The organism is Paraburkholderia sp. GAS38, from assembly GCF_050434965.1.
In the GTDB taxonomy this organism is placed as follows: domain Bacteria; phylum Pseudomonadota; class Gammaproteobacteria; order Burkholderiales; family Burkholderiaceae; genus Paraburkholderia; species Paraburkholderia phenazinium_A.
The window spans coordinates 428281-451337 of record NZ_JBNDJO010000001.1 but is presented as its reverse complement, the minus strand read 5'-3'; the positions used below and the strand labels follow the sequence as shown (position 1 = coordinate 451337).

20 protein-coding genes are annotated in these 23057 nt (G+C 65.7%); 13 read left to right on the top strand and 7 right to left on the bottom strand.

The annotated features are described in order from the left end of the window. Positions 1-60 precede the first annotated feature (60 nt). The 12 genes from fabG (at position 61) to P3T42_RS01845 (ending at position 13388) form a co-directional block, all read left to right on the top strand. Positions 61-777: a 3-oxoacyl-ACP reductase FabG gene (gene fabG / locus P3T42_RS01900; protein ID WP_429305013.1), complete on the top strand. Its 717-nt coding sequence runs from the start codon at positions 61-63 to the stop codon at positions 775-777. Between the two features lie 193 nt (positions 778-970). Continuing rightward, positions 971-2359 carry an NAD(P)/FAD-dependent oxidoreductase gene (locus P3T42_RS01895; RefSeq protein ID WP_429305012.1) on the top strand — a complete coding sequence of 463 codons (1389 nt, stop codon included), beginning with the start codon at positions 971-973 and terminating at the stop codon, positions 2357-2359. A gap of 68 nt (positions 2360-2427) precedes the next feature. Then, positions 2428-3216 carry a glycosyltransferase family 2 protein gene (locus P3T42_RS01890; protein ID WP_074301613.1) on the top strand — a complete coding sequence of 263 codons (789 nt, stop codon included), beginning with the start codon at positions 2428-2430 and terminating at the stop codon, positions 3214-3216. Positions 3217-3342: 126 nt separating this feature from the next. Next, positions 3343-4233 carry a ribokinase gene (rbsK, locus tag P3T42_RS01885; protein ID WP_074298978.1) on the top strand — a complete coding sequence of 297 codons (891 nt, stop codon included), beginning with the start codon at positions 3343-3345 and terminating at the stop codon, positions 4231-4233. Beyond that, positions 4230-4628, top strand: a complete 399-nt coding sequence (gene rbsD, locus P3T42_RS01880; protein WP_074298979.1) for a D-ribose pyranase — start codon at positions 4230-4232, stop codon at positions 4626-4628. Before rbsK ends, rbsD begins: the two co-directional genes overlap by 4 nt. 32 nt (positions 4629-4660) lie before the next feature. Next, positions 4661-6172, top strand: coding sequence for a sugar ABC transporter ATP-binding protein (locus tag P3T42_RS01875; protein ID WP_429305011.1), 1512 nt, complete (start codon positions 4661-4663; stop codon positions 6170-6172). A 127-nt stretch (positions 6173-6299) separates the two neighbouring features. Further along, a complete protein-coding gene (locus P3T42_RS01870; protein WP_074298983.1) occupies positions 6300-7253 on the top strand; it encodes an ABC transporter permease in 954 nt (317 codons plus the stop codon). Between the two features lie 134 nt (positions 7254-7387). Beyond that, positions 7388-8332, top strand: coding sequence for a ribose ABC transporter substrate-binding protein RbsB (gene rbsB / locus P3T42_RS01865; protein ID WP_429305010.1), 945 nt, complete (start codon positions 7388-7390; stop codon positions 8330-8332). 216 nt (positions 8333-8548) lie between these two features. Next, positions 8549-9574: a LacI family DNA-binding transcriptional regulator gene (locus tag P3T42_RS01860; RefSeq protein ID WP_429305009.1), complete on the top strand. Its 1026-nt coding sequence runs from the start codon at positions 8549-8551 to the stop codon at positions 9572-9574. A gap of 353 nt (positions 9575-9927) precedes the next feature. Continuing rightward, positions 9928-11115, top strand: a complete 1188-nt coding sequence (locus P3T42_RS01855; protein WP_429305251.1) for a porin — start codon at positions 9928-9930, stop codon at positions 11113-11115. Positions 11116-11326: 211 nt separating this feature from the next. Beyond that, the gene (locus tag P3T42_RS01850; protein WP_429305008.1) at positions 11327-12649 is read left to right on the top strand and encodes a TIGR00366 family protein; all 1323 of its coding nucleotides are present in this window, start codon (positions 11327-11329) and stop codon (positions 12647-12649) included. 46 nt (positions 12650-12695) lie between these two features. After that, complete coding sequence (locus P3T42_RS01845) at positions 12696-13388, top strand: cytochrome b/b6 domain-containing protein (RefSeq protein WP_429305007.1); 693 nt, start codon at positions 12696-12698, stop codon at positions 13386-13388. A 79-nt stretch (positions 13389-13467) separates the two neighbouring features. Here the strand turns inward: P3T42_RS01845 and P3T42_RS01840 are convergent, their stop codons facing one another. Next, complete coding sequence (locus tag P3T42_RS01840) at positions 13468-13929, bottom strand: CHRD domain-containing protein (RefSeq protein ID WP_429305006.1); 462 nt, start codon at positions 13927-13929, stop codon at positions 13468-13470. 143 nt (positions 13930-14072) lie between these two features. Here P3T42_RS01840 and P3T42_RS01835 point away from each other — a divergent pair, with 143 nt between their 5' ends. Then, a complete protein-coding gene (locus P3T42_RS01835; RefSeq protein WP_429305005.1) occupies positions 14073-14468 on the top strand; it encodes a DUF4280 domain-containing protein in 396 nt (131 codons plus the stop codon). A gap of 4 nt (positions 14469-14472) precedes the next feature. Here P3T42_RS01835 and P3T42_RS01830 read toward each other — a convergent pair whose 3' ends face one another. The 6 genes from P3T42_RS01830 to tssE form a co-directional block, all read right to left on the bottom strand. Further along, on the bottom strand, positions 14473-15027 hold the full coding sequence (locus P3T42_RS01830) for a toxin-antitoxin system YwqK family antitoxin (protein WP_074298997.1): 555 nt from the start codon (positions 15025-15027) through the stop codon (positions 14473-14475). Positions 15028-15034: 7 nt separating this feature from the next. Continuing rightward, on the bottom strand, positions 15035-17023 hold the full coding sequence (locus P3T42_RS01825; protein WP_429305004.1) for a type VI secretion system Vgr family protein: 1989 nt from the start codon (positions 17021-17023) through the stop codon (positions 15035-15037). 61 nt (positions 17024-17084) lie between these two features. Next, positions 17085-19694 (bottom strand): type VI secretion system ATPase TssH, encoded by a 2610-nt coding sequence (gene tssH, locus P3T42_RS01820; RefSeq protein ID WP_074299001.1) that lies wholly within the window; start codon positions 19692-19694, stop codon positions 17085-17087. After that, the gene (tssG, locus tag P3T42_RS01815) at positions 19691-20809 is read right to left on the bottom strand and encodes a type VI secretion system baseplate subunit TssG (RefSeq protein ID WP_429305003.1); all 1119 of its coding nucleotides are present in this window, start codon (positions 20807-20809) and stop codon (positions 19691-19693) included. The genes tssH and tssG overlap by 4 nt, the downstream gene beginning before the upstream one ends. Then, positions 20773-22560, bottom strand: a complete 1788-nt coding sequence (gene tssF, locus P3T42_RS01810) for a type VI secretion system baseplate subunit TssF (protein ID WP_429305002.1) — start codon at positions 22558-22560, stop codon at positions 20773-20775. The genes tssG and tssF overlap by 37 nt, the downstream gene beginning before the upstream one ends. Next, positions 22544-23017 (bottom strand): type VI secretion system baseplate subunit TssE, encoded by a 474-nt coding sequence (gene tssE, locus P3T42_RS01805; RefSeq protein WP_074299007.1) that lies wholly within the window; start codon positions 23015-23017, stop codon positions 22544-22546. The genes tssF and tssE overlap by 17 nt, the downstream gene beginning before the upstream one ends. Positions 23018-23057 lie beyond the last annotated feature (40 nt).

The following is a 23057-nucleotide window of genomic DNA, read 5'->3' as shown; positions in this document are numbered from 1 at the left end:
GGAGCGTCACGGTCTGTGCGTTCCCGGTGAAAATCGAAAGCATTCAGTAATGGAGAATCGATGCGAGCGCTTGTGACAGGGGGCAGCGGCGCGTTGGGTCAAGCCATCAGCGAAGCGTTGGCCAAGGCAGGCCACGAAGTGTGGGTGCATGCCAATCGCGGCCTCGCGCAGGCCGAGGCCACGGCACAGCGGATCGTCGCCGCAGGCGGCACCGCGCACGCCATTGCCTTCGACGTGACCGATGCCGAGGCGACCCAGCAGGCGCTGGAAGTGCTGCTGGAAAGCGCGCCGGTGCAGATCCTCATCAACAACGCAGGGATTCACGACGACGCGCCGATGCCCGGCATGACGCAGCAGCAATGGCGCAGCGTGATCGACGTGTCGCTGAACGGTTTTTTCAACGTGACGCAGCCGCTTTTGATGCCGATGATCCGCACCCGCTGGGGGCGTATCGTCAACATGGCGTCGGTGGCCGGCGTGATGGGTAATCGTGGCCAGGTGAACTATGCCGCGGCGAAGGCCGGTTTGATCGGCGCGACCAAATCGCTCTCGCTTGAACTGGCGTCGCGTGGCATCACCGTGAATGCGGTGGCGCCCGGCATCATCGACTCGCCGATGGCCGGCGCGGCCTTTCCGCCTGAACGGATCAAGCAACTGGTGCCCGCGCAGCGTGCCGGCCAGCCGGAAGAGGTGGCGTCGATGGTGGCGTACCTCGTGTCCGACGCCGCTGCCTATGTCACGGGCCAGGTGTTGTCGATCAACGGCGGTCTCGGCTGAGGCGAGCGAGGCGAGGCCGGACCAGGCGATGCCAGGCGCAAAGGTCAGGCACAAGTTGTGCGTCTGAGGTGGCGCAGCGAGGGCGCGTGGCTCTTAACTCAGGACCGCAGGAAGGCCGGATGGCCGGCCACCGGAATGCCGGCCACCGCACCGTACCGCACCGCGGGTAACGTCAGCAATGCAGAGGAAAACGATGGCCGAAGCAATTCAATCCGACTCACCTGAACGCATTGAACACGCTGACCACACGGACGCCGCGCTCTGGGACGTCGTGGTGATCGGCGGCGGCCCCGCGGGTTCGAGCGCCGGCACCTTGCTCGCCGATCGCGGCTACCGCGTGCGTCTGCTGGAAAAGGCACGGCATCCGCGCTTTCATATCGGCGAGTCGTTGTTGCCCGCCAATCTGCGGCTCTTCGACCGCCTCGGCGTGGGCGAGCAGGTGAGGGCGATCGGCATGGTCAAGCTCGGCGCCGAATTCGTTTCGCCGCAGCACGACAACCGGATGGAGCGTTTTCTGTTCGCCGAAGCGTGGGACAAATCGATGCCCGGCGCCTACCAGGTGCGCCGCTCGGAACTCGATCATCTGCTGCTGCGCAATGCCGCCGCGCATGGCGTCGAGGTGGTGGAGGGCTGTCATGCGCGCGATGTCGCGTTTCTGCCGGACGACGCCGGCGCGGTGATCCGCGCGCAACACGAAGACGGCCGCGAGGAGCAGGTGCGGGCGCGCTTCGTGGTGGACGCCTCGGGCCGCGACACGCTGCTCGCGAACCAGTTCAAGAGCAAGCGCCGCAACGACAGGCACAACAGCTCCGCGCTGTACGGCCACTTTCGCGGCGCGCAGCGTAACCCCGGCGAGCACGAAGGCAACATCACCGTGTACTGGTTCGAGCACGGCTGGTTCTGGTTCATTCCGCTCGCCGACGGCACGACCAGCGTCGGCGCCGTGGTGTGGCCGTACTATCTGAAGAGCCGTCCGAAAGGCCGCGCGGTCGAGGACTTCTTTGCCGACACCATCGCGCTGTGCGCGCCGCTCGCCGAACGCCTGAAGCATGCCGAGCGGGTGCACGACGTGCACGCCACGGGCAACTATTCGTACAGCGGCGAGCTCACGCACGGACGCAATTTCCTGCTGCTCGGCGACGCCTTCGCATTCATCGATCCGGTGTTCTCATCCGGCGTGATGCTGGCGATGCAAAGCGCCTTCGCCGGCGCCGAAGCGATCGACGTCTGCCTGCGCGATCCCGCCCGCGCCGACGCGGCGCTCGCGCGCTTCGACAAGCGCCTGCGGCATGGGCCGAAAGCGTTCTCGTGGTTCATCTACCGCATGACGTCGCCCGCCATGCGCGAGCTCTTCATGGCGCCGCGCAACGTGCTGCGCATGAAAGAGGCGCTGCTGTCGCTGCTGGCGGGCGACATCTTCGAAGACACGCCAATCTGGCGTTCGCTCGGCCTGTTCAAGGGCGTGTACTACGTGTCGGTGCTGCTCAACGCGCCGCGCACCTGGCAGGCCTGGCGCGCGCGCCGGCGCAATCTGCGCGAGGCGCCTGGCGAAGCGGCCGAGACGCAGATGGTGTCGCGATGAAGGCCCTGCGCGAACCTCTGCCGGCCACCGGCGAACCCGTTAAGACTTCTATGCAATTTGCTGTTCCCATGCGTACAACCCGCCCATCGTCGACTCATCTGGTTCTGATCCCGAGCTACAACCCCGGTGAAAAAGTCTATGACACCGTGCGTAGCGCGCGTGAACACTGGAGCCCCGTCTGGGTGATCGTCGACGGCAGCACGGATGGCAGTACTGAGCGTCTGCTCGCCATGGCCGAGCAGGATGCCGGCTTGCACGTGATCGTGCTGCCGCACAACCAGGGCAAGGGCGCGGCTGTGCTGACCGGTCTGGAGGAAGCGGCGCGGCGCGGTTTCACGCATGTCCTGACGATGGATTCCGACGGCCAGCACCCGGCCAATCTGATCGCGCGTTTCATGGCCGCTTCGCAAGCCCAGCCCGATGCGATGGTGCTGGGCCTGCCGAAGTTCGACTCGAAGGCGCCGAAAGCGCGCGTCTATGGGCGGCGCCTGTCCAACGTCTGCGCCAACCTCGAAACCTTATGGTCGGGCATCGGCGATTCGTTGTACGGGTTTCGCGTGTACCCGGTCGTGCCTTTGCGCGACGTGATGAGCCGTCACGTCTGGATGCGGCGCTTCGATTTCGATCCGGAAGCCGCCGTGCGCCTGTGCTGGGAAGGCGTGCGACCTATCCAGATCGAAGCCCCGGTGCGCTATTTCCGCGCCGACGAGGGCGGCGTGTCGCATTTCAACTATCTGCGCGACAACCTGCTGTTGTCGTGGATGCATTTGCGGCTTTTCTTCGGCTTCCTGCTGCGCTTGCCGGTGCTGATTCCACAGCGCCTCGGGCAACGCCCCATCCCTCCCGTATCGGGTTAAACCCTGGGTCATCTTCCGTCGGACGAACGGCTCTGGTATAAATCCGCTCCAAAGCTGATTACGTTTTAGCACGGCAAAAATTGACCCCTGCGTTCCGGCGCGGGTTGGGATGTCCGAAGGAGCGGTATGGCACGCGTGGTCGTAGTAGGCAGCATCAACATGGACATGGTGGTGGCGACCGAGGTGTTTCCACGGCTCGGGGAAACGCTGTTCGGCCAGCGCTTCGCCACCTATCCCGGTGGCAAGGGTGCCAACCAGGCGGTGGCCGCGGCGCGTCTCGGCGCCGAGGTCACGATGATCGGCTGTGTCGGCGCGGATGCGTTCGGCGATCTGATGAAGGCGACGCTCGAGCGCGAAGGCATCGACACGCGCTGGGTCTCCACCGGCCGCGAAGCCACCGGCATGGCTGCGATCACGCTGTGCGGCGGCGACAACGCCATTCTCGTCGTGCCGGGCGCCAACCACGAACTCTCGCCGGCCGATCTCGACCGCGCTCACGAAGCGTTTGCCGGGGCCGACGTCGTACTCGCGCAACTGGAAGTGCCGCTCGCCACGGTCCTGCATGCCGCGCAACTCGCGCACCGTCTCGGCAAGCCGTTCTTTCTCAATCCGGCGCCCGCCGTCGCCTTGCCCGCCGAACTGGTTGCGCTGACAACCTTGCTGACGCCCAACGAGCACGAACTGGCGACCGCCTTGCAAACCGCCGGTACCGACTGGGCCGAGGTGCTCAAGCGCATGCCGGGCCGGATTGCGATGACGCATGGCGAGGACGGCGCCTACACCACGCGTGCGGACGGCGAACTACTGCACCAGGCCGGCTTCAGCGTGACCGCTGTGGATACCACCGGCGCGGGCGATACCTTCAACGGCGCGCTCGCCGCGTTCTGGCATCTCGGTGCGGACGAAGCCATGCGCCGCGCCAATGCAGCCGGCGCCTTGTCGGTGACCCGTGCGGGCGCGCAGGGCGGCATGCCCACGCTCGCCGAACTCGAACAGTTTCTGAAGGCTCAAGCATGAAAAGACTCGGACACCTGAATCGCGACATCGCACGCGTGCTGGCCGGCATGGGCCATACCGACAGCGTCGTGATCGCCGACTGCGGCCTGCCGATTCCCGACGGCGTCGAATGCATCGACGTCTCGCTGACCCTCGGCGTGCCCGGCTTCTTCGACGTGCTGGACAGCGTGCTGGCCGACTTCAAGGTGGAGCGTGCCGTGTTCGCGAGCGAGAGCCTCACGCACAACGCCGCGGTGGTCGCACGCATGGCGCAACTGCGCGACGCCCAGGTTGCCGTCGACGAGGTGCCGCACGAGACCTTCAAGCGCCTCTGCCAGCAGGCCAAAGCGGTGATCCGCACGGGCGAGTGCAGTCCGTACGCGAACGTGATCCTGCACTCGGGCGTGATATTTTGAGCGCCCCGGCGTTTTCTTGAGAGAGGCGTGTCATGCAAGTGACCATGCGGGGCATCGGCAAGGCGTTCGGGCCGGTGCGCGTGCTCGACGGTGTCGAATTCAATCTCGGCGCCGGTGAAATTCACGCGCTGATGGGCGAGAACGGCGCGGGCAAGTCGACGCTCATGAAGATTCTGAGCGGCGTCTACCAGGCCGATGCGGGCGAGATCCTGATCGACGGCAAGCCCACGCCGATCCGCAACACCGTTGAAGCCGAGCGCGCCGGCATCGCCATCATCCACCAGGAATTGAACCTGATTCCGCAGTTGTCGGTGATGGAGAACCTGTTTCTTGGCCGCGAGCCGAGCCGCTTTGGCGTGGTGGATTCCGCGGCCATGCGCAAGCAGGCGCGCAAGTGGCTCGACATGGTGGGCGCCGAGCGCATCGATCCGCAAGCCGAAGCCGGACACCTCTCGATCGGCCAGCAGCAACTGGTGGAAATCGCCAAGGCGCTCTCGCTCGATGCGCGCGTGCTCGTAATGGACGAGCCGACCGCGGCCCTCACGCATCGCGAGATCGAGACGCTGTTCGAGATCATGCTCGCGCTGAAGGCGCGCGGCGTCGCGCTGGTGTACGTCTCGCACCGCATGGAAGAAATCTTCCGCATCTGCGACAAGGTCAGCGTGTTGCGCGACGGCCAGTTCGTCGGCGAACGCGCGGTGCAGGACACCAGTTTCGACGAAGTGGTGCGCCTGATGGTGGGCCGCGAGCTAGGCGAGCGCTTTCCGAAGCGCGCCCAGACGCCGGGTGAAGTGCGCTTCAAGGTAGCGGGCCTCGCCGACGACGGCAACATCTCCGGCATTTCATTCGACGTGCGCGCCGGCGAAGTGCTGGGCGTGGCCGGCCTGATGGGCGCCGGCCGCAGCGAGATTCTGCGCACGCTGTTCGGCCTTAACCGCAAGACGGCGGGGACCGTGACGCTCGATGGCCGCACGCTCGAGGTGCGCGACGCGTCGGGTGCGATCGACGCCGGCATCGGCTTTGTCACCGAAGACCGCAAAAGCCAGGGCCTCGTGCTCGGCATGTCGGTGCGCGAAAACGCGACCTTGGTCCATCTGGACCGCTACGCCCGCTTCGGCGTGGTGAACGACGGCGCCGAACGCGCGGCCGTCGCCGATCTTATCAAGCAGCTACGCATTCGCACCCGTGATGCGGAGCTGGACGTCAAGTCGCTCTCCGGCGGCAATCAGCAGAAGGTGGTATTCGCCAAGTGGCTCGTCGAGCCGCCCAAGGTGCTGCTGCTCGACGAACCGACGCGTGGCGTGGATGTGGGCGGCAAGGCCGAGATCTACACCATCATCAACCAGCTCGCGTCGCAGGGCGTGGCGATCGTGATGGTGTCGTCGGAATTGCCGGAAGTGCTGGCCATGAGCGATCGCATTCTGGTGATGCACCAGGGCAGGCAGAACGGCATTTTCGAGGCGGCCGGCGCGACCCAGGAGCTGATCATGACGGCCGCTACCGGCGGCCATGCGGCGACGGTGGCGACTCCCGCAGCGGCCTGAAAACGCACCGAGCCAATCATTGAACGAGACACCCTGAACGGCACGGCGGCAACGCCCCTGTTCAACGTTTGACGGCGACCCAAAGCGCCGACATCCAGATCCGAGCGAGAAACGAGCGAGACACGACATGTCGCAATTGACCATGACACCCAGTACCAAGGCCACGCTGCAAAAGCTCGGGCCGTTCATCGCGCTGCTGATCATCGCGGTGGGGCTTTCCATCGTCAGCCCCAACTTCCTGACGCTCGACAACCTGCTCAATGTGATGCGCCAGGCGTCGATCAACGCGCTGATCGCGTTCGGCATGACGCTCGTGATCCTGCTGGGCGGCATCGACCTCTCGGCGGGCTCGGTGCTGGCGCTCTCATCCGTGATCATTGCGAGCCTCATGCAAAGCGGCGTGCCGGCCGTGCTGGCGACGCTCGCCGGCATCGCGGCCGGCGGCGTGATGGGGCTCTTCAACGGCCTCGTCATCAGCAAGGGCAAGGTGGCGCCGTTCATCGCCACGCTCGGTTCGATGACCGTGCTGCGCGGCCTCGCGCTGGTGGTCTCCAACGGCAGCCCGATCAGCAGCTTCAACAGCGATTTCTTTTCGCTGCTGGGCGGCGGCTATGTGGCGCGGCTGGTGCCGATCCCGGTCGTGCTGATGCTGATCATGTTCGCGGTCTTCTGGTTCGTGCTGAAGAAGTCGGTGTTCGGACGCCACGTCTACGCGACGGGCGGCAATGCCGAATCGGCGAAGCTCTCGGGCGTGAAGGTCGATCGCATCCAGTTGTGGGTGTACACCATTTCCGGCGTGATGGCGGCGCTTGCCGGCGTCGTGCTGACCTCGCGCCTGAATTCCGCGCAACCGACCGCGGGCACCGGCTACGAGCTCGACGCCATTGCCGCCGTGGTGCTCGGCGGCACCAGCCTGACGGGCGGGCGCGGCTGGATTTTCGGCACGCTGGTGGGCGCCTTGCTGATCGGCGTGCTGAACAACGGTCTGAATCTCATGGATGTCTCGTCGTTCTACCAGCAGGTCATCAAGGGCGGGGTGATCCTGCTGGCCGTGCTGATCGACCGGGGCAACAAGAAGTAGGGCGCCTCTGTGCCGCGCTCGTCTGTATGAGCGCGGCCGCAAACCGATTTTTCTAAAGCAGTAGCGGCGCAAGCCGCGTAGTACCACTAAACGATCCACGTCACACTCTACTCAAAGGACTCAGGAGGACGACAATGAAGAAAATCATCTCCCCGCTGTTCGCAGCATTGCTCTTGGTCGGCATCGCCGCCTGTTCGAAACAGGGCCCGGACAGCACCGCGGCGGCGGGCGCGAGCGACGCCTCCGCCCCGGCCGCGGGCGGCGCCGTGACGATCGGCCTGTCGATCTCGACGCTCAACAACCCGTTCTTCGTCTCGCTGCGCAAGGGCGCCGAAGACGAAGCGAAGAAGGACGGCGTGACGCTGATCACCGTGGATGCGCAGAACGACCCGGCCAGGCAGCAGGCGAGCGTCGAAGATCTGATCCAGAAGAAGGTCAGCGTGATCCTGATCAACCCGACCGATTCGTCGGCCGTCGCCAACGTCGTGAAGGAAGCAACGGACAAGGGCATCAAGGTGATCTCGCTCGACCGCAGCGTGAACGGCGCCGAAGTCAGCTCGCACATTGCCTCCGACAACAAGGCCGGCGGCAAGATGGCGGCGGACTTCCTCGTCGACAAGCTGGGCGGCAAGGGCAACGTGGTCGAACTGCAGGGCATTCCGGGTTCGTCCGCCGCCAACGAGCGCGGCGCCGGCTTCGATACGGAAGTGGACGCGAAGGGCGGTGTGAAGATCGTCACCAGGCAGCCGGCTGACTTCGATCGCGCCAAGGGCTTGTCGGTGATGGAAAACATCATCCAGAGCAATAAGGACATTCAGGGCGTGTTCGCGCAGAACGACGAGATGGCGCTCGGCGCGGTCAAGGCGCTGCAGGCCGCCGGCCTGAAGAACGTGGCGGTGGTGGGCTTCGACGCCACCGACGACGCCATCGCCGCCGTCAAGGCCGGCACGATGGCCGCCACCGTGCAGCAGCAGCCGGAACTGATCGGCCAGTACGGCGTGCAGACCGCGAAGAAGCTGGTGGACGGCCAGGCCGTGGACAAGTTCATCCCGGTTCCGCTGAATCTGTACAAACAGTAAGCCGGTTTCCAGCCGCGCGTCCCCGTAGTACCATCTGGCACTGATATCAACGTCGATGCAGTGCTCGCCGCCGCCCGGTAACCACCCGCGTGGCGGCGTTCCCCCCACTACCTGTCTGGCGCAATGACGCGTCGGCCTTGGGCCATCGTGCCGCTGCAGGCGCTGCCAGGGCTTCGTGATCGAGGGCGTCGGCCCACCTGCCGCGAGGAAGTCCGCGTGACCCAGTTCGAGCGTCTGACCATTGACGACATCGCCCGTCTGGCGAACGTGTCCCGCACCACCGCGAGCATGGTGCTGAACGGCTATGCCGAGCGCTATCGCATCTCCGCGGCGACCGTCGAGCGGGTCCTGCAGGTCGCGAAGGAACACCATTTCACGCCGTCGCAATCGGCGCGTGCCCTGCGCTCGCGGCGCAGCAATACGATTGGCCTCGTGATCCCCGACCTCACCAACTCCGTGCACTCCGCGCTGGCCCAGGCCATGGAATGGCAATGCCGCGGCCAGTACGGTTGCCAGTTGGTCGTGGTGACGAGCGACGAAGACCCGGTCCGCGAAACCGAGGGGATTGCCCACCTCGTCTCGCACCAGGTGGACGGCCTCGTCGTGGTGCCGTGCACGGCCGACCCCGAGCGCTACCAGAAGTGGGTGAAGCGCCTGCCGCTGGTGTTCGCCGACCGCCGCGTCGAAGGCAGCGCGATTCCGTCTGTCGTGACCGATGCGACGGGAATCGTCGCGACGCTCGTAGGCGATGCGATCAAGGACGGCGTGACCGAGGTGGTGTACTTCGGCGGTCAGTCGGAACTCTCGGCGAGCCGCGACCGTCTGGCGGGCTATCGCCAGGCGCTGGCCGAGCACGGTTTGAACGAAGCCGCGGACTGGGTCCACCAGCGCGACTACCAGCGCGAATCCGGCCACGCCCTGATGCAAGCGTGGTTCGCGACCCATGGCCGTTATCCGCAGGCGTTGTTCACCGGCTCGATCACCTTGCTGGAAGGCGCGCTGTCGTTCATGAGCGAGGCCCATAGGCTGACCCAGGCACCGGGCCGCCTGATGTCGTTCGACGACCATCAACTGCTCGACTGCCTGCCGCTCGCCATCGACGCGATCGTGCAGGACAGCCGGCAACTGGCCGAGCACAGCCTGCGCGGCGTGTTCGACATGCTCGAAGGCAATGCGCATCCCGATTCGTTGCAGGTGCCGGCCCATATTCATTACCGCCGCGCCCCAGCCACACCCGGATAAGCGCACGGACTTAAAGCGGCAATACTGAGCCGCGTACGGAAATTGCTTGAATGCCCATTCGCTCGTTGAACTAACTACTGCACGAATATTTCAGCCCGCTTTCTTGCGAAAAGTATAATGAATCGGCAGTATGATGAATGGAATTTCGCATTTTAGCGAATGGCGCATTAATACTAGTCTTTGCGTCAAATGAGTATTTCCACTCCCGCAATAGTCCGTCAGTCCGTTGTTTGGTAAGGATTTTCTGCCTGTTAACTTTTCGCGACAGGTAATATTTTTCAGTGTTCCGGAAGAGTGCGTCGCGTTATTGTCCATTTCGCAATAACTGAATCATTCATTGGCACGGAGAAATGATGAAAAGAATCGCGCTTTCCACTCTCTCGCTGACACTGCTGGGCGTTGCGGGCGCCGCGCAAGCACAAAGCAGTGTTACGCTTTACGGCACGATTGATACCGCCATTACCTTTGTTCATAACGCCAATGCGGCCGGGCAAAATCAGTGGTCGGTCGGCAATGCGAGTAACGGCGATCTGTCCGGCAGCCGTTGGGGCCTGAAAGGCCAGGAAGACCTGGGTGGCGGTCTGAAGGCCATCTTCCAGTTGGAAAACGGCTTTAACCCGAGCACGGGTGCGCTGGCGCAAGGCGGCCGCGAATGGGGCCGTCAGGCGTTCGTGGGTTTGAGCGCGGACCAGTACGGCACTTTCACGCTGGGTCGCCAATATGATCCGCTCGTCGACCTGGTGCAGGGCATCACGGCCGACAACTATTTCGGCAGCACGTTCGCCACCGCAGGCGACGTCGACAACTACGACAACAGTTCGCGCACCAACAACGCGATCAAGTACGTGTCGCCGGTGTTCTCGGGCCTGCAGGTCGAAGGTATGTACGCGTTCGGCGGTGTGGCGGGACAGACCGGCTCGGGACAGACCTGGTCGGCGGCCGCGTCGTATAACAACGGTCCGATCTCGGTGGCGGCGGGTTACTTCGTGGCCGACAATCCGTCGGTCGACGGTCTCGTGCGGCCTTCCACGACCACCGGCACCGGCTGGGGCGGCACCTCCGACGGCACCTTCGACGGCTCGCTGATCAACCTCGGCCTGCAGAGCGCGAAGTCCATCAATATTGCCCGCGTCGCGGCGCAGTATGTGGCCGGTCCGTTCACGTTCGGCGCGGGCTACAGCAACGCGCAGTACAAGGCGGACGGACAATCGGCGTTCGCGTCGACGGAGAAATTCAACACGGGCCAGGGCTTCCTCGACTACCAGGCCACGCCGGCGATCCTGCTGGGCGTGGGCTACAGCTATACGAAGTCGAGCGGCGACACCGGCGCGACGTACCACCAGGTTTCGGTGGGCGCGGACTACAACCTGTCCAAGCGTACCGACGTGTACCTGGTGGGCGCATGGCAGCACGCCAGCGGCGAAACGCTTAGCGCCGACGGCACCGCCGTGGTCGCCGCGCAAGCCTCGGTGGGTTCGTATGGCTACGGCGGCACCAACACGCAGGAACTGGTCAGCGTCGGTCTGCGCCACAAGTTCTGAGGGTGTTGCACCCGCCACGCCCTTGGCGAAAGCAGGGCGTGACAGTAAAAAGCCGGTCGTCAGTGTGAGCTGACGGCCGGCTTTGCTTTGTGCGCGCCGCAGCAAAGGCCTGCATTTCATGCAAGAATCGCGGCCGGGGACGTGGGCGAAAGAAAAAATGCACCGTTAAGCCGCCCACTAAAAACTAGTACCGGTGACGAGGAGTAGACACTTGATTCAGCGTATCTCGCGTTTCTTTACCCAGGTGGTCCATCGCGTCCTGCCTGATCCGTTGATCTTCGCGATCTTCCTGACCATTGCGACCTTTGTGCTGGCATTCAGCCTGACGCCGAAGGCGCCCGCCGAACTGGTCACCATGTGGGGCAGCGGTTTCTGGAACCTGCTGGCCTTCTCGATGCAGATGGCGATGATCCTGGTGACCGGTCATGCGCTCGCCAGTTCGGGACCGGTCAAGCGGCTGCTGGTGGCGCTGGCCAGCTCCGCGCGCACGCCCGCGCAAGGCGTGATGCTGGTGGCGTTTTGCGGCGCCGTGGCGTGCGCGATCAACTGGGGCTTCGGCCTGGTGCTGGGCGCGATGCTGGCGCGCGAAGTCGCGCGGCGCGTGCAGGGCACCGACTACCGTCTGCTGGTGGCAAGCGCCTACATGGGCTTCCTGACGTGGCACGGCGGACTCTCCGGTTCCGTGCCGCTGGTTGCGGCCACCAAGGGTAATCCGCTGGAAAAGACCGTCGGGCTGATTCCGGTCTCGCACACGATCTTCACCGGCTACAACGCGTTCATCACGTTCGGGCTGATCGTGCTGCTGCCGATTCTCGCGCGGCTGATGATGCCCAGGCCCGAGGACGTGGTGGCCGTGGACCCGGCGCTGCTCGAAGATCCGCCGTCGGTGGAACGCGTGCTGCCCGCCGATGCGACGCTCGCCGAGCGGCTCGAAGAGAGCCGCGTGCTGGCGCTGCTGGTCGCGCTGGTGTGCGCGGTGTATCTCGTCGTGCGGACGGTGCAGAAGGGGTTTACGCTGGACATCGATACGGTGAACCTCGTGTTCCTCGCCGCCGGCATGGTGCTGCACAAAACGCCGATGGCCTATGCACGCGCAGTCGGCGTGGCAGCGAAAGGCGCCTCGGGCATCATGATCCAGTTTCCGTTTTACGCCGGCATTCAGGCGCTGATGGATCATTCGGGACTCGCCGGCGTGATCACGCGCTGGTTCGTGGATATTGCCAACGTCCATACCTTCCCGCTGCTGGCGTTCCTGAGTTCGGCGGTGATCAATTTCGCGGTGCCGAGCGGCGGCGGTCATTGGGTGGTGCAGGGGCCCTTCGTGATGCCGGCAGCGCAAGCGTTGCACGCGGACCTCGGCAAGTCGGCCATGGCGATCGCCTACGGCGAGGCCTGGACCAACATGGCGCAACCGTTCTGGGCGCTGCCGGCGCTGGCGATTGCCGGACTCGGCGTGCGCGACATCATGGGCTATTGCGTGACGGCGCTGCTGTTCTCGGGCGTCGTGTTCGTGGCGGGCTTGTATCTGTTCTAGATAGATTCGGCATGGCGGTAGACGCTTGCCCCGGGAGGCGCGACGCATGAACGCTGACGAACCCGTACCGCCGCCGGGGCAACCGGTTCGTCGCCGCGTGCTGGTGTGGGATGCGCCGACCCGGCTGTTTCACTGGCTGGTGGTGCTGCTGGTCGCGGGGGCGTATGCGACGCTGAAGCTGAACTGGATGGACTGGCACGTGCGGATCGGCGAAGCGCTGCTGGCCCTCGTGCTGTTCCGCCTGCTGTGGGGCTGCTTCGGTAGCGAGACCGCACGGTTTCGCAGCTTCGTGGCGTCGCCCGCGTCGGCGTGGCGGCATCTGCATCATCTGTTTCGCCGCGAGCCGGATCTGCAGGTGGGCCACAACGCGGCGGGCGGCTGGATGGTGCTGCTCCTGCTCGCGCTGCTGCTGATGGAAACGCTTAGCGGCCTGTACGTGTACAACGAGGTCGCCGACGAAGGACCGCTCAGCGAACACGTGCCGGCGTGGCTCGCCAACGCCATTTCGACGCTGCATGCGGTGGGGTGGGACGTGCTGCTGGCGGCGGTCGCGCTGCACGTCTGCGTGATCGCGCTGTACGCCGTGGTGAAGGGACACAATCTCCTGCGGCCGATGCTGAGCGGCTACAAACCGCTGCCGTCGGCGATCGCCGCGCCGCGGCAAAAGCCTGTGCTATTGGCCTTGCTGCTGCTGTCGATCGGCGCGGCGGCGGTTATTCTGCTTGCGGTGTATCTCTAGGCGTGTTGCCGGCGGAACGGGCTTGCACACACAATGCATGCAGTACCGCGCAAGCTGCTGCATGAGCGATCGCCTCAGTTCAGTTGCCCTTCGGCGGCATCACCTGGCCGCGGATTTCGCCACCCGGATTGGCCTTGGTGTGGATGTTGATATACATATTGCCCGCTTCGAATATCTGGGCGTCGTCCGCCGAGAGCGTGGCTTGACCGCTGAGCGGGCTCGTCACCTCCATATTGCCTTTCTGCGAGATCCAGACTTTCACGCCGGCGTTTTTACCCGCCGGCGCCGGGCCGTGGAAATGCGCCATGGTGGCCGGCCCCGTCAAGCCGCTGAAGGTGATGTTCCACGTCACCACATGTGTGCTGGCATCATAGGTGAGGTTAGCGGTGCCGCTGCCCGGGGTTTGCACGGGTGGGACCTGCTGATCGCCGGAGAGTGGTACGGTAAAGGAGACGGGAGCTGCTTGAGCCAGGGTGACGGCGCCCGCCAGGGCGAGACCGGCGAGAAGCATGAGAGCGCGACGCGAGATCGAGACTGTCATTTGATTTTCTCCGTTTTGGGTTCACCTTGCTGCTCAGGTGTGAGACAAGGATAGGCGCTACCCGGCGGTAACTCCAGACGGAAAAACGACACGTTCCCGCTGGCCGTTGCCGGGCACAGCGGTTGCTGAAACAGTGAGGCCGTATGGCAAATCTACAGGTATGCGCGGGCGCCACGCTGCAATGTTCGTTCGGCGGCGCGCCAGGCGTGCTGAACGTGTTGCCTGCCAATCGTACGATGGTCGGCGGCGTGCCGGCGGCCACGCTGCTCGATTCCATTCCGGTGGTCAACATCACGCCGTTCGCGATGTGCCAGAGCGTGGCGAACCCCGCGGTGATTGCCGCTACCGCGGCGGCGCTCGGCGTGTTTACGCCGATGCCCTGCGTGCCGGTCACGCCCGCGCCATGGATCCCGGGCGGCGCGCCGACCGTGCTGATCGGCCCAGGCCCTGCGCTCGATGCGCAAGGCACGCTGATCTGCGCATGGGGTGGCGTCATCAAGGTCGCGCAGCCGGGGCAAACCAGTACGCTGGTGCCCTGAGCGCTCACTGCTGGGCGGGTGGGGTGCCGGACAGCTTGCGCCACCCCACGCGCCAGCGCGACAACGGCTTGCCCTCGGCATCGAGCGGCCGGCCATCCATGGCATAACGTTCGCCGGGCTGAAGCGGCTTGCCCGCGCCATACAGATGCCGCTCGGCGAGCCGGCCGTTGCTATGGAAGCGCTCGACGAGGCCGTGCAGCTTGCCCTGCCGGTAGCGGGCGTGCTCGAGCAGGGTGCCGTCCGGCAGATAGGTCTTGCTGTCGCCGTTCAACGCGCCGCGCACATAGTGCGCCTCACGTTGCACCGTGCCGTCCTGCGCGTAGTACACCGCTTTGCCATCGAGCTTGTCGTCGAGGTAGTGGAGTTGCGCGGACGGCTTGCCATCCGGATAGAGAAGCGTCGCCGGACCGCCCAGGCGGCCATGCACGTAGCGCAGAATCGCCAGCATCACGCCATCCGCATAAATGCGCGCGGCGCCGTGCAGCGCGCCGCCCACCAGCGTACCTTCGACACCGGAGTCGCCGTGCTTCACGCTCACATCCTGAGGTTGGCTGCTCATGGCCGGCTCAATTGATCTTCACAATGCCGCCCTTGACGGTCAGCATGGCGCCCCCGTCCACGGTCTGTTCGACCGAACCTTTGTTCGACACGCTTTGCGCCTCGTTCGAGAGCGTGCCGTCCGACTTGTTCGTCAACGATGTGCCGGCCTGATTGGTCAAGGACACCGCCGCCTGATGGCTCATCGAGCCGTCGGTCTTCGCGCTGAGGTCGCCGGTGCTTTGCAGCGTGAGGGTGCCGCCGACCTTGATGGTCAGATTGCCGTCCACGCTCAGCGTGAAATTGCCGCTGACGGTCTGCGCGAGATTGCCGCCGACGCTGCGCGTTTCGTCGCCGCCGGCCTTGACGGTGCGGGTGCCGGCGATATCGACGGTTTCGTTGCCGGTTTTCACCGTTGCACTGCGATTGCCTTTTTCCACCACCAGGGTGTCGTCGGCTTCTTTCACCGTGTGCGTGCGCGCATTCTGGATGGTGCGGGTTTCGTCGTGGCCGACGGTCCAGGTGGCGTCGTTCAGCACCTTCGCGTTCAGGTCTTTTTGCGCCTGCAGGAAAACTTCTTCGTTATCCTTTTTATCTTCGAAGCGCAGTTCGTTGAAACCGGCGTTGCCCTTCGAACTGCTCGTCTTGATGCCCGACTGCGTCTGGTTGTCGGGCAGCGTATAGGGCGGCTGGTTCGCACCGTTATAGACGCTGCCCGTAATCAGCGGGCGATCCGGATCCGCATCGACGAAGGTGACCACCACCTCGTCGCCGATGCGCGGCATGAATTGCGCGCCGAAGCGCTTGCTGGCCCACGGTTGCGCGACACGGACCCAGCACGAACTGTTCTCGTCGTTCGTGCCGTCCCGATCCCAATGGAACTGCACCTTGACGCGTCCGTACTGATCGGTCCAGAGTTCCTCGCCCGCCTTGCCCACCACGGTTGCCGTCTGCGTCGGCATCACGGGGCGCGGCGTCGTGCGCGGCGGGCGGTATGCCGTGGTGCCGGGGAAGGCCTCGAAGCGGTTGCGATACTTGTCGTGATTCGCGTCGTGGACCACGCTCGCCACCACCCACTCGATGTTGGCGTCGGTCGACTCGTGGTCGCTCAGCGTGAACTTGTAGCCGGGCAGCAGTGCGCGGCAGTCGCTTTCGCCGATCAGGCGGCGCGCGCTGCTGCGCAACTCGTCAATGCGCCGCTTGGTGATCGAGGCGGCGTCGCCGCTCGTCTGATAGCGGCCGGGGTATTCGTAGACCTTGGGGTCGGCGGCCACGGCCTCGGCCTGCGAAAACAATTGCGAGGTGGGCGTCAGATACGCGTAGTCGGAACTGGCGAACACGCCGCTCACGCTTTGCTCGACCAGTTCGCAGTAGAGAATCTGGCCGCTTTCGCGCTCGCCGGTAAGGCCCGGTGTGTAGGCGAGCGTCGCGGCGCCCGGCAGCGTCGCGAAGACATCGGTATGGTCGGCCACCATCAGCGTGTGCTTGCCGCTCTCGTGCTGGAAGAAGTAGAACCAGCCTTCCTCTTCGCACAGGCGGCTGACGAAGGCGAAGTCGGTCTCGGCATACTGCACGCAGTATTCGCGTGCCGTGTAAGTGCCGGTCAACGAGAACGAAAAATCCGTCGCGCTGTGGCCGCTGAAAACGGCTTCGACAATCTGCTGTGTGGTCTTGCCCTGGAAGATCCGGTTGTTGGAGGCGAGCGTGAGCAGCCAGAGCCACGAGCGCAATTCGAATGCGTAATGGCTGCCGTCGACGGTCGACGGCAATTGCGCCGCTCGCGTACAGACGGCATCGAGCAGGCGCGGCGTCTCGCCCCACACGAGAGAGAGCGTGGCGTGCTTGCCCGTGAAGCCGGCCAGCGCAACGGGCGGTGCCGCGCCGATGGCGCGCACGCTCAACTCGGCGACGGCGCCGATCGCTTCGCGGCCGCTGAACTGCGCGGGGAACAAGGTATCGAACGGCGCGCCGGCGAACGCGAGGCGGGTGGTGTCGTCGGTCGGGATGGGACGGGGCATGTCATCACAAGTGAGTAAGGCGGGTGGTCATAGCGAGGAGAGCGTGCCGTGAGCGCGGGCGTCATTCGAGCGCCCACTGGGCGAGCGTGCCGACCAGTTCGTTCATCAGCACGTTGTCGATTTCGCGCGCGCCGGCCGAACGGCAGCGCGCCAGCACCGCGTTGACGATGCCCGCGTCGAAATCGAACTGCTTGCCGGTGAACGCGTGGTATCGCACTCTCAACTCCTCCAGTTTCCTTTCGATGATGCCGCGCAGCACTGTGTCGTCGAGCGCGCGATACGGCACCGCGGTCATGCGCGCCAGAAACGCCGGGCGGAAGGCCTCCAGCAGTACGTCGCGCAGCTTGCGCGCGAAGGCGTCGGTGGCGAGCAGGTCGGCTGGCGTGTGCAGCAGCAGTTCGGCGCCCACATTGCTGGTCGCCAGAATCACCGTGTTGCGGAAATCGACGCTCAGGCCGGTGCCGTCCTCCATGGTGCCTTTATCGAAGACGTTATAGAACGCCTCGAGCACATCGGGATGGGCCTTCTCGATCTCGTCGAGCAGCACCACGCTGTAGGGCCGACGACGCACCGCCTCCGTCAGCATGCCGCCCATGCCGTAACCGACGTAACCCGGCGGCGCGCCCTTCAGTTGCGACACGGTATGCGCTTCCTGGTACTCCGATAGATTCACCGCGATCAGATTGCGCTCGCCGCCGTACAACGCATCGGCGAGCGCGTAGGCCGTCTCGGTCTTGCCGACGCCCGTCGGTCCGACCAGCAGGAACACGCCCACCGGCTTCAAGGGATCGGTGAGACCCGCGCGATAGGCCTGGATGCGTTTGGCGATGCGGTCGAGCGCGGCCTCCTGGCCGATGATGCGTTGCGCGAGGCGCACCTTCAGCGTGCGCACCGCATGCACTTCGTCGGCCAGCATCTTGCCGACCGGAATCCCGGTCCAACTCGCGATCACCGCGGCCACCGCCTTCGAGTCGACGCAGACCGGCACCATGGGATCGTCGTCGCGAATCGCTTCGAGCCCGCTTTCGAGCCGGGCGAGTTCGGCGCTCAGGTCGTCGAGCTCCTCGCTGAGTCCGGGCGGTCCCTGCGGGTCTGTGCGCAAGGTCTGGTCTAGCGTGGCGAGCCGCGCCCGCGCGCTGAGGATTTCGCGCACCGCGGCGGACTCGTCGTGCCAACGCGCCTCGAGTTCACGCGCGAGCGCCGCGTTGCGTTGATGCTCGGCGTCGAGCACGGCAAGCCGTGCCGCGTGGTTCGCGCCGAGCACCAGTTCACGCTTGAGCCGCGTCAGTTCCTCGTGCAGCGCGCGTTCGCGATGGCGTGCGGCTTCCAGTTGCGGCGGCGTGTCGTGTTGCGCCAACGCGACACGCGCGCAGGCCGTATCGAGCACCGCAATCGCCTTGTCGGGCAACTGGCGGCCGGAAATATAGCGATGCGACAGCTTCACGGCATCGACGATCGCCGCTTCCAGCACGGCGACGCCATGATGTTCCTCGAGTTTGGTGGCGACGCCGCGCAGCATCGCGACGGCGGTCTGCTCGTCGGGTTCTTCGACCTGCACCAACTGAAAGCGCCGCGCGAGGGCAGGGTCCTTTTCGAAATACTTCTTGTATTCGAGCCACGTGGTGGCCGCGATCGTGCGCAACTCGCCGCGCGCGAGCGCCGGCTTCAGCAGGTTGGCGACGTCGCTTTGCCCCTCGGCGCCACCGGCGCCGATCATCGTATGGGCCTCGTCGATAAAGAGAATGACCGGCTGCGCCGAGCGCTTGACCTCGTCGATCACACTCTTCAGGCGTTGCTCGAACTCGCCCTTGACGCCCGCGCCCGCCTGCAGCAAGGCGAGGTCGAGCACGCGCAGCGCGACCGCGGCGAGCGGCGGCGGCACCTCGCCCGCGGCAATCCGCAGGGCCAGGCCTTCGACGACCGCCGTCTTGCCCACGCCGGGCGCCCCCACCAGGATCGGATTGTTTTGCCGGCGCCGCAGCAGGATATCGACGGTCTGGCGAATTTCGCCGTTACGGCCGACGATCGGATCGATGCGTCCGGCGCGCGCTTCGGCGGTCAGGTCCAGCGTGTATTGCTCGAGCGCGGATGCTGCCGCGCTACCGGCGCCGCTTGCGCGGCTTGAACCGCCCAGGCCACCTACACCGCCCAGGCCGCTCATACCGCCCGCGAGCGAACCTGTGCCTCCCACACCGGGTTCGCTCGACGGTTCGAGCCACGCTTTCAGATTCATGCGCAACGCGGCGCGCGAGACGCGCAGGATCGACGGCACGCTGGCCGACAACTGCGCGCACATCGCATCGCTTTCGAGCAAAGCCAGCAGCAGGGTGCCCGAACTGACCAGCGGCTCCTGCAGCACGACGGTAGACAGAACAAGCGCATCCTGCAGCAGCATGACGAGATTGCGCGAGAACGACGGCGTGCGGGTATTGCCGCGCTTGAATTTTTCGAGCGCGCGATTGATCTCGGCGATCAGCGCATCGCGCTCCAGTGCGAAGTGCGGCAGCACGCAAGCGAGGTCGCCGCCCTCGATGTCGATCAGCTCGAGCAGCAGATGCTCGATCTCCACTTCGAAATGGGTCAGTTGCAGGCAGCGCTGCGCGGCGCGTTCCAGCGCACCGCGCGTCGAGCGTTCGAGGGTGCCGACCAGCGTCTTCAGATCGAGGCTCATCCTGCGCTGCCGCTGCGTTCGCCGGGCCGCACGGGACCGAGCCGCATATGCGCGGTGCGGGCTGGCGGCGTGTCGCTCGCGCCGACCCATGCGGTCCAGCCGAGTCGCAAAGGCGCTTGCCGCGACAACTGCGCCTTGGGCTGCTGGCCCGCCGCGAGATGCAGGTCGAGGTGATGATAGAGATCGGCGCCGAAATACGCGGAGGCAAGCGCATGCAGATCCGCATGACAACGGCCGCCTGGCAGAAACGATTCATAGCCGTCGAGCGGCAGCGGGCCGATCGCAATGCGAATGCCGCGATGCTCGTCCCAGATCCGCGAGCCGACCACCGCACCTTGTCCAAGGTAATGATTGCGACCGCGCCGGCCGATGCGGCTCTGGCTTTCGTCGGCCAGTGTGCGCCAGCCGCCTGCGAACGGCGAGGTGCGCACCGGCACGCCGAAATGATGCTGCGCGATCACGTCGAAGCCGGCGAGCGAGCGGCGCCGGTTAGCCATCAGCCCGGCCCGCGCGAGGGTCGCCGAGACGTCGAGGCCGCCGACCGGCGGCGCGCTATCGCGCCTTGCCAGCGGCAGGCCGGTCAAGCCGCGCAAGATGGTCTGCGCGGGACTGTGGGCCGGCGCGAGAAACGGATCGGCGACGCGGTACTTGCGCTGCGCCCGGTAGAGCAGCGCCAGCAGCCGGTGCTGAAACAGGTTGAGGAAAGCGACCGCGGAGGTGTCCTTCTGCCGCAAGCGGTCCTGCAGCCATTCCTGATACGCGTCCGGCAACGGACCGTCGGGACCGCCCAGTCCGAACATGTTGACTTGCAGTTCGGGTTGCGGCGCGGCGCCGTCTGCGCCGTTGAGGGGCGCCGCCTCGGCCTCGGCCTCCGCGGAGAGGGCACGCGGCGCGGCGCGCCGCAATGCGCCAAGGGCGCTCGGCGCGAACACCGGCGCGAGCGCTCCGGCTAGCGCAAGCGCTTCGGCGCGTGGATCGAGACCGGTGCCGAGCGGCACCGAGCCGGGCCGCAGCAGTTCGAGCAGCCGCACCGCCTGCGCAAATTCGAAGGCATACGGTTCGTCGAAGAGCCGCTGCGCTACAGAACGAGCGGGCTGCCCTGGAGTGGCCGCCATGCGTGAATCTCCCTGCCGTCGCGCATCAACGCGGTATGCACGAAACGATTGACACTCGCATACAGCGAGAAGAAGTGGGCCAGCACGCCGGAGAACATGACCGGACTGGCGCCGACGAAATGCGTGTGGTCGAGTTCGATGCGCACCTTCAAGCCGTTTTGCCAGCCGCGCCACAAGTCCGCGCCCACATGCCCGACGATCGCTTCGCTGCTCACGCTCATGAGCCCGCTGACTTGCCGGCGCGCGCTGGGGTTGGTCGCGAGGTTGTGCAGTTCCAGCATCTCGCGCAAGGACTGCAGCGCCTGCGGGCCAGAGACCAGCGGCGTGTGATTGAGCACGAACTGCGAAGCGAGGCGCCAGCGCGAACTGCCGTCGAGTGCGGCAAAGCTTTGCCGGGTCGGACGATGGGCGATGCGCACGCTGGCCACCGGGCCCGGTTGCTCGAACGCCAGCAGCGTGCCGGGTTCCAGCGTGTGCGCCAGATGCCGGTTGGTGCAGAGCAGCTCGGCGGTAAGCGTGCGCGCGGCGGGACTCGCCGGATCGAAGCAGGCGTCGACGAAGGTCAGCATCATGTCGCTGCCCGGCCGCGACGGATGCATGCCGGTCACGCGCCGGGCGTGCCAGTAGAGTGTCGAACCGCTGCCGTGCTGCACGCCGTAGTAGGGCGGCACTTCGACGACCTCACGGCCGCTCACCGAGCGCACCTTGCGCACGGCGTAGATTTCGGTGCAGGCCTCTCGGTGCGCGTCGGGGCTCACGCGTAGCTCCCGTTGGGTGCCGTCGGGACGCAACGGCTCCGAGGTTCGGGCGAACAGATTCAGCGCCGGCGTGCAGCCGAGCGCGAAGTCATGCGCCTGGAGCGTGAGGCGGCCGCTCGGCGCCGCGTCGAGTCCAATCAGCAGATCGATGCGCTCGCCGGTGTCCGCGGGCGGTTCGAACGGCAGATCGAAGAACGCAAACTTCTCGGGGAAGGCGAAATATTCGACCAGCAGGCGGCACGCCGGGTGCACGCCGTCTTCGAGCGGCAGCAGCGCTTCCTCGTCGTCGAAGCCAACCGGTTCCGGCTTGCCGGCAAGCGCTTGCGCGCGGGCACCCGGCGCTTGCACGTAAACGCCCGCGCCATGCGCGCACAGCAGATCGTAAAGCGTCGCGGCGCTGACGGGCGAACCCGCGAGCCGCACTCGCAAGCGTTTGATCGGCAACTGGCCGAAGCGGTGCAGCCCCGTGCAGCGCAGCGACAAGCGCAGCGCCGCTTGCACGCCCGGGTCGCCGGTGGCCGTCTGCGCCTCTTCGGCATTGAGCATCTCGGCCGCTTCGAGCGCGATCGGCCAGAGCGTCACGTCCGCCGAGGTGCGCCAGCGCACCGCCGTGCCGTCGGGCGTCACGTGGACCAGTGGCGTCTGGCGCGGCACCGCGTAACCGGTGGCGACGCTGCCCTGGGTCGGGTCCGCTTCGAGCTGCACGATCGTCATGGACGGCAACGGCCGCGCGGCATAAGGGTAAAACTGCTCGAGCAGGCCGTCGGTCAGCTCCGAGTATTCGTCGTCGAGCGTGCGCTGGATACGTGCCGTCAGGACAGCGAAGCTTTCGATCAGGCGTTCGACATGCGGATCGGCACTTTCGCCGGACCCCAGTTCGAGGCGGCGGGCGATCTTCGGATAGCGTTGCGCGAAGCTCTCGCTGGCGCGCCGCAAATAGGTCAGTTCGCGCTGGTAGTAGTCGAGCAGCAGGTCGTCAAGCGATTCGTTCATCGACCACTCCGACCGGCTGGCCGTCGGCGAGTTGTGCGACGAAGGCGACCGGCAAGGGACCGGCGCCGGCGTCGAGGGTGCCCATGATGCGCAGCCGCAGCCGCCAGGGTGCATCCGGCTCCGGTTCGATCTGGGCGCTGGGGTGCGTCAGACGCGGCTCGAACGCCGCGATCGCTTCGACCACCGCGCGCTCGAGCCCGCTGCGATCCGCGGCGCGCGCGGCGTCGTTCGCGCTCCAGTCTTTCAGGCCGTAATCGAGCACGTCGAGCGGACGGCGGGCGCTGCTGCGCCCACGTCGCGTATTGAGCAGCCGGATCAGTTCGGCGCGCACCGAATCGCGCAGCCCATTGGACGTGAGCGTGCGCCGCGCCGGCACTTCGGCGGACACGAACGGGGCGTCGTCTTCGAGCCGCTCGAACAGCGGCATCGGCGCAACCGGGGCGTCAGCGGACGGCATGCTGCCTCGCAGACCCGGCGCGCAGACGGTGGGCGAGTGG

Bases quoted from the DNA above. Each gene is read 5' to 3' on its own strand.
- P3T42_RS01890 (WP_074301613.1), top strand. From the start codon at position 2,428: ATGCGTACAACCCGCCCATCGTCGACTCATCTGGTTCTGATCCCGAGC.
- rbsB (WP_429305010.1), top strand. From the start codon at position 7,388: ATGAAGAAAATCATCTCCCCGCTGTTCGCAGCATTGCTCTTGGTCGGC.
- P3T42_RS01840 (WP_429305006.1), bottom strand. From the start codon at position 13,929: ATGACAGTCTCGATCTCGCGTCGCGCTCTCATGCTTCTCGCCGGTCTC.
- P3T42_RS01855 (WP_429305251.1), top strand. From the start codon at position 9,928: ATGAAAAGAATCGCGCTTTCCACTCTCTCGCTGACACTGCTGGGCGTT.
- P3T42_RS01835 (WP_429305005.1), top strand. From the start codon at position 14,073: ATGGCAAATCTACAGGTATGCGCGGGCGCCACGCTGCAATGTTCGTTC.
- P3T42_RS01845 (WP_429305007.1), top strand. From the start codon at position 12,696: ATGAACGCTGACGAACCCGTACCGCCGCCGGGGCAACCGGTTCGTCGC.
- P3T42_RS01870 (WP_074298983.1), top strand. From the start codon at position 6,300: ATGTCGCAATTGACCATGACACCCAGTACCAAGGCCACGCTGCAAAAG.
- P3T42_RS01825 (WP_429305004.1), bottom strand. From the start codon at position 17,023: ATGCCCCGTCCCATCCCGACCGACGACACCACCCGCCTCGCGTTCGCC.
- tssF (WP_429305002.1), bottom strand. From the start codon at position 22,560: ATGAACGAATCGCTTGACGACCTGCTGCTCGACTACTACCAGCGCGAA.
- rbsD (WP_074298979.1), top strand. From the start codon at position 4,230: ATGAAAAGACTCGGACACCTGAATCGCGACATCGCACGCGTGCTGGCC.
- tssG (WP_429305003.1), bottom strand. From the start codon at position 20,809: ATGGCGGCCACTCCAGGGCAGCCCGCTCGTTCTGTAGCGCAGCGGCTC.
- P3T42_RS01830 (WP_074298997.1), bottom strand. From the start codon at position 15,027: ATGAGCAGCCAACCTCAGGATGTGAGCGTGAAGCACGGCGACTCCGGT.
- rbsK (WP_074298978.1), top strand. From the start codon at position 3,343: ATGGCACGCGTGGTCGTAGTAGGCAGCATCAACATGGACATGGTGGTG.
- tssE (WP_074299007.1), bottom strand. From the start codon at position 23,017: ATGCCGTCCGCTGACGCCCCGGTTGCGCCGATGCCGCTGTTCGAGCGG.
- fabG (WP_429305013.1), top strand. From the start codon at position 61: ATGCGAGCGCTTGTGACAGGGGGCAGCGGCGCGTTGGGTCAAGCCATC.
- P3T42_RS01895 (WP_429305012.1), top strand. From the start codon at position 971: ATGGCCGAAGCAATTCAATCCGACTCACCTGAACGCATTGAACACGCT.
- P3T42_RS01875 (WP_429305011.1), top strand. From the start codon at position 4,661: ATGCAAGTGACCATGCGGGGCATCGGCAAGGCGTTCGGGCCGGTGCGC.
- tssH (WP_074299001.1), bottom strand. From the start codon at position 19,694: ATGAGCCTCGATCTGAAGACGCTGGTCGGCACCCTCGAACGCTCGACG.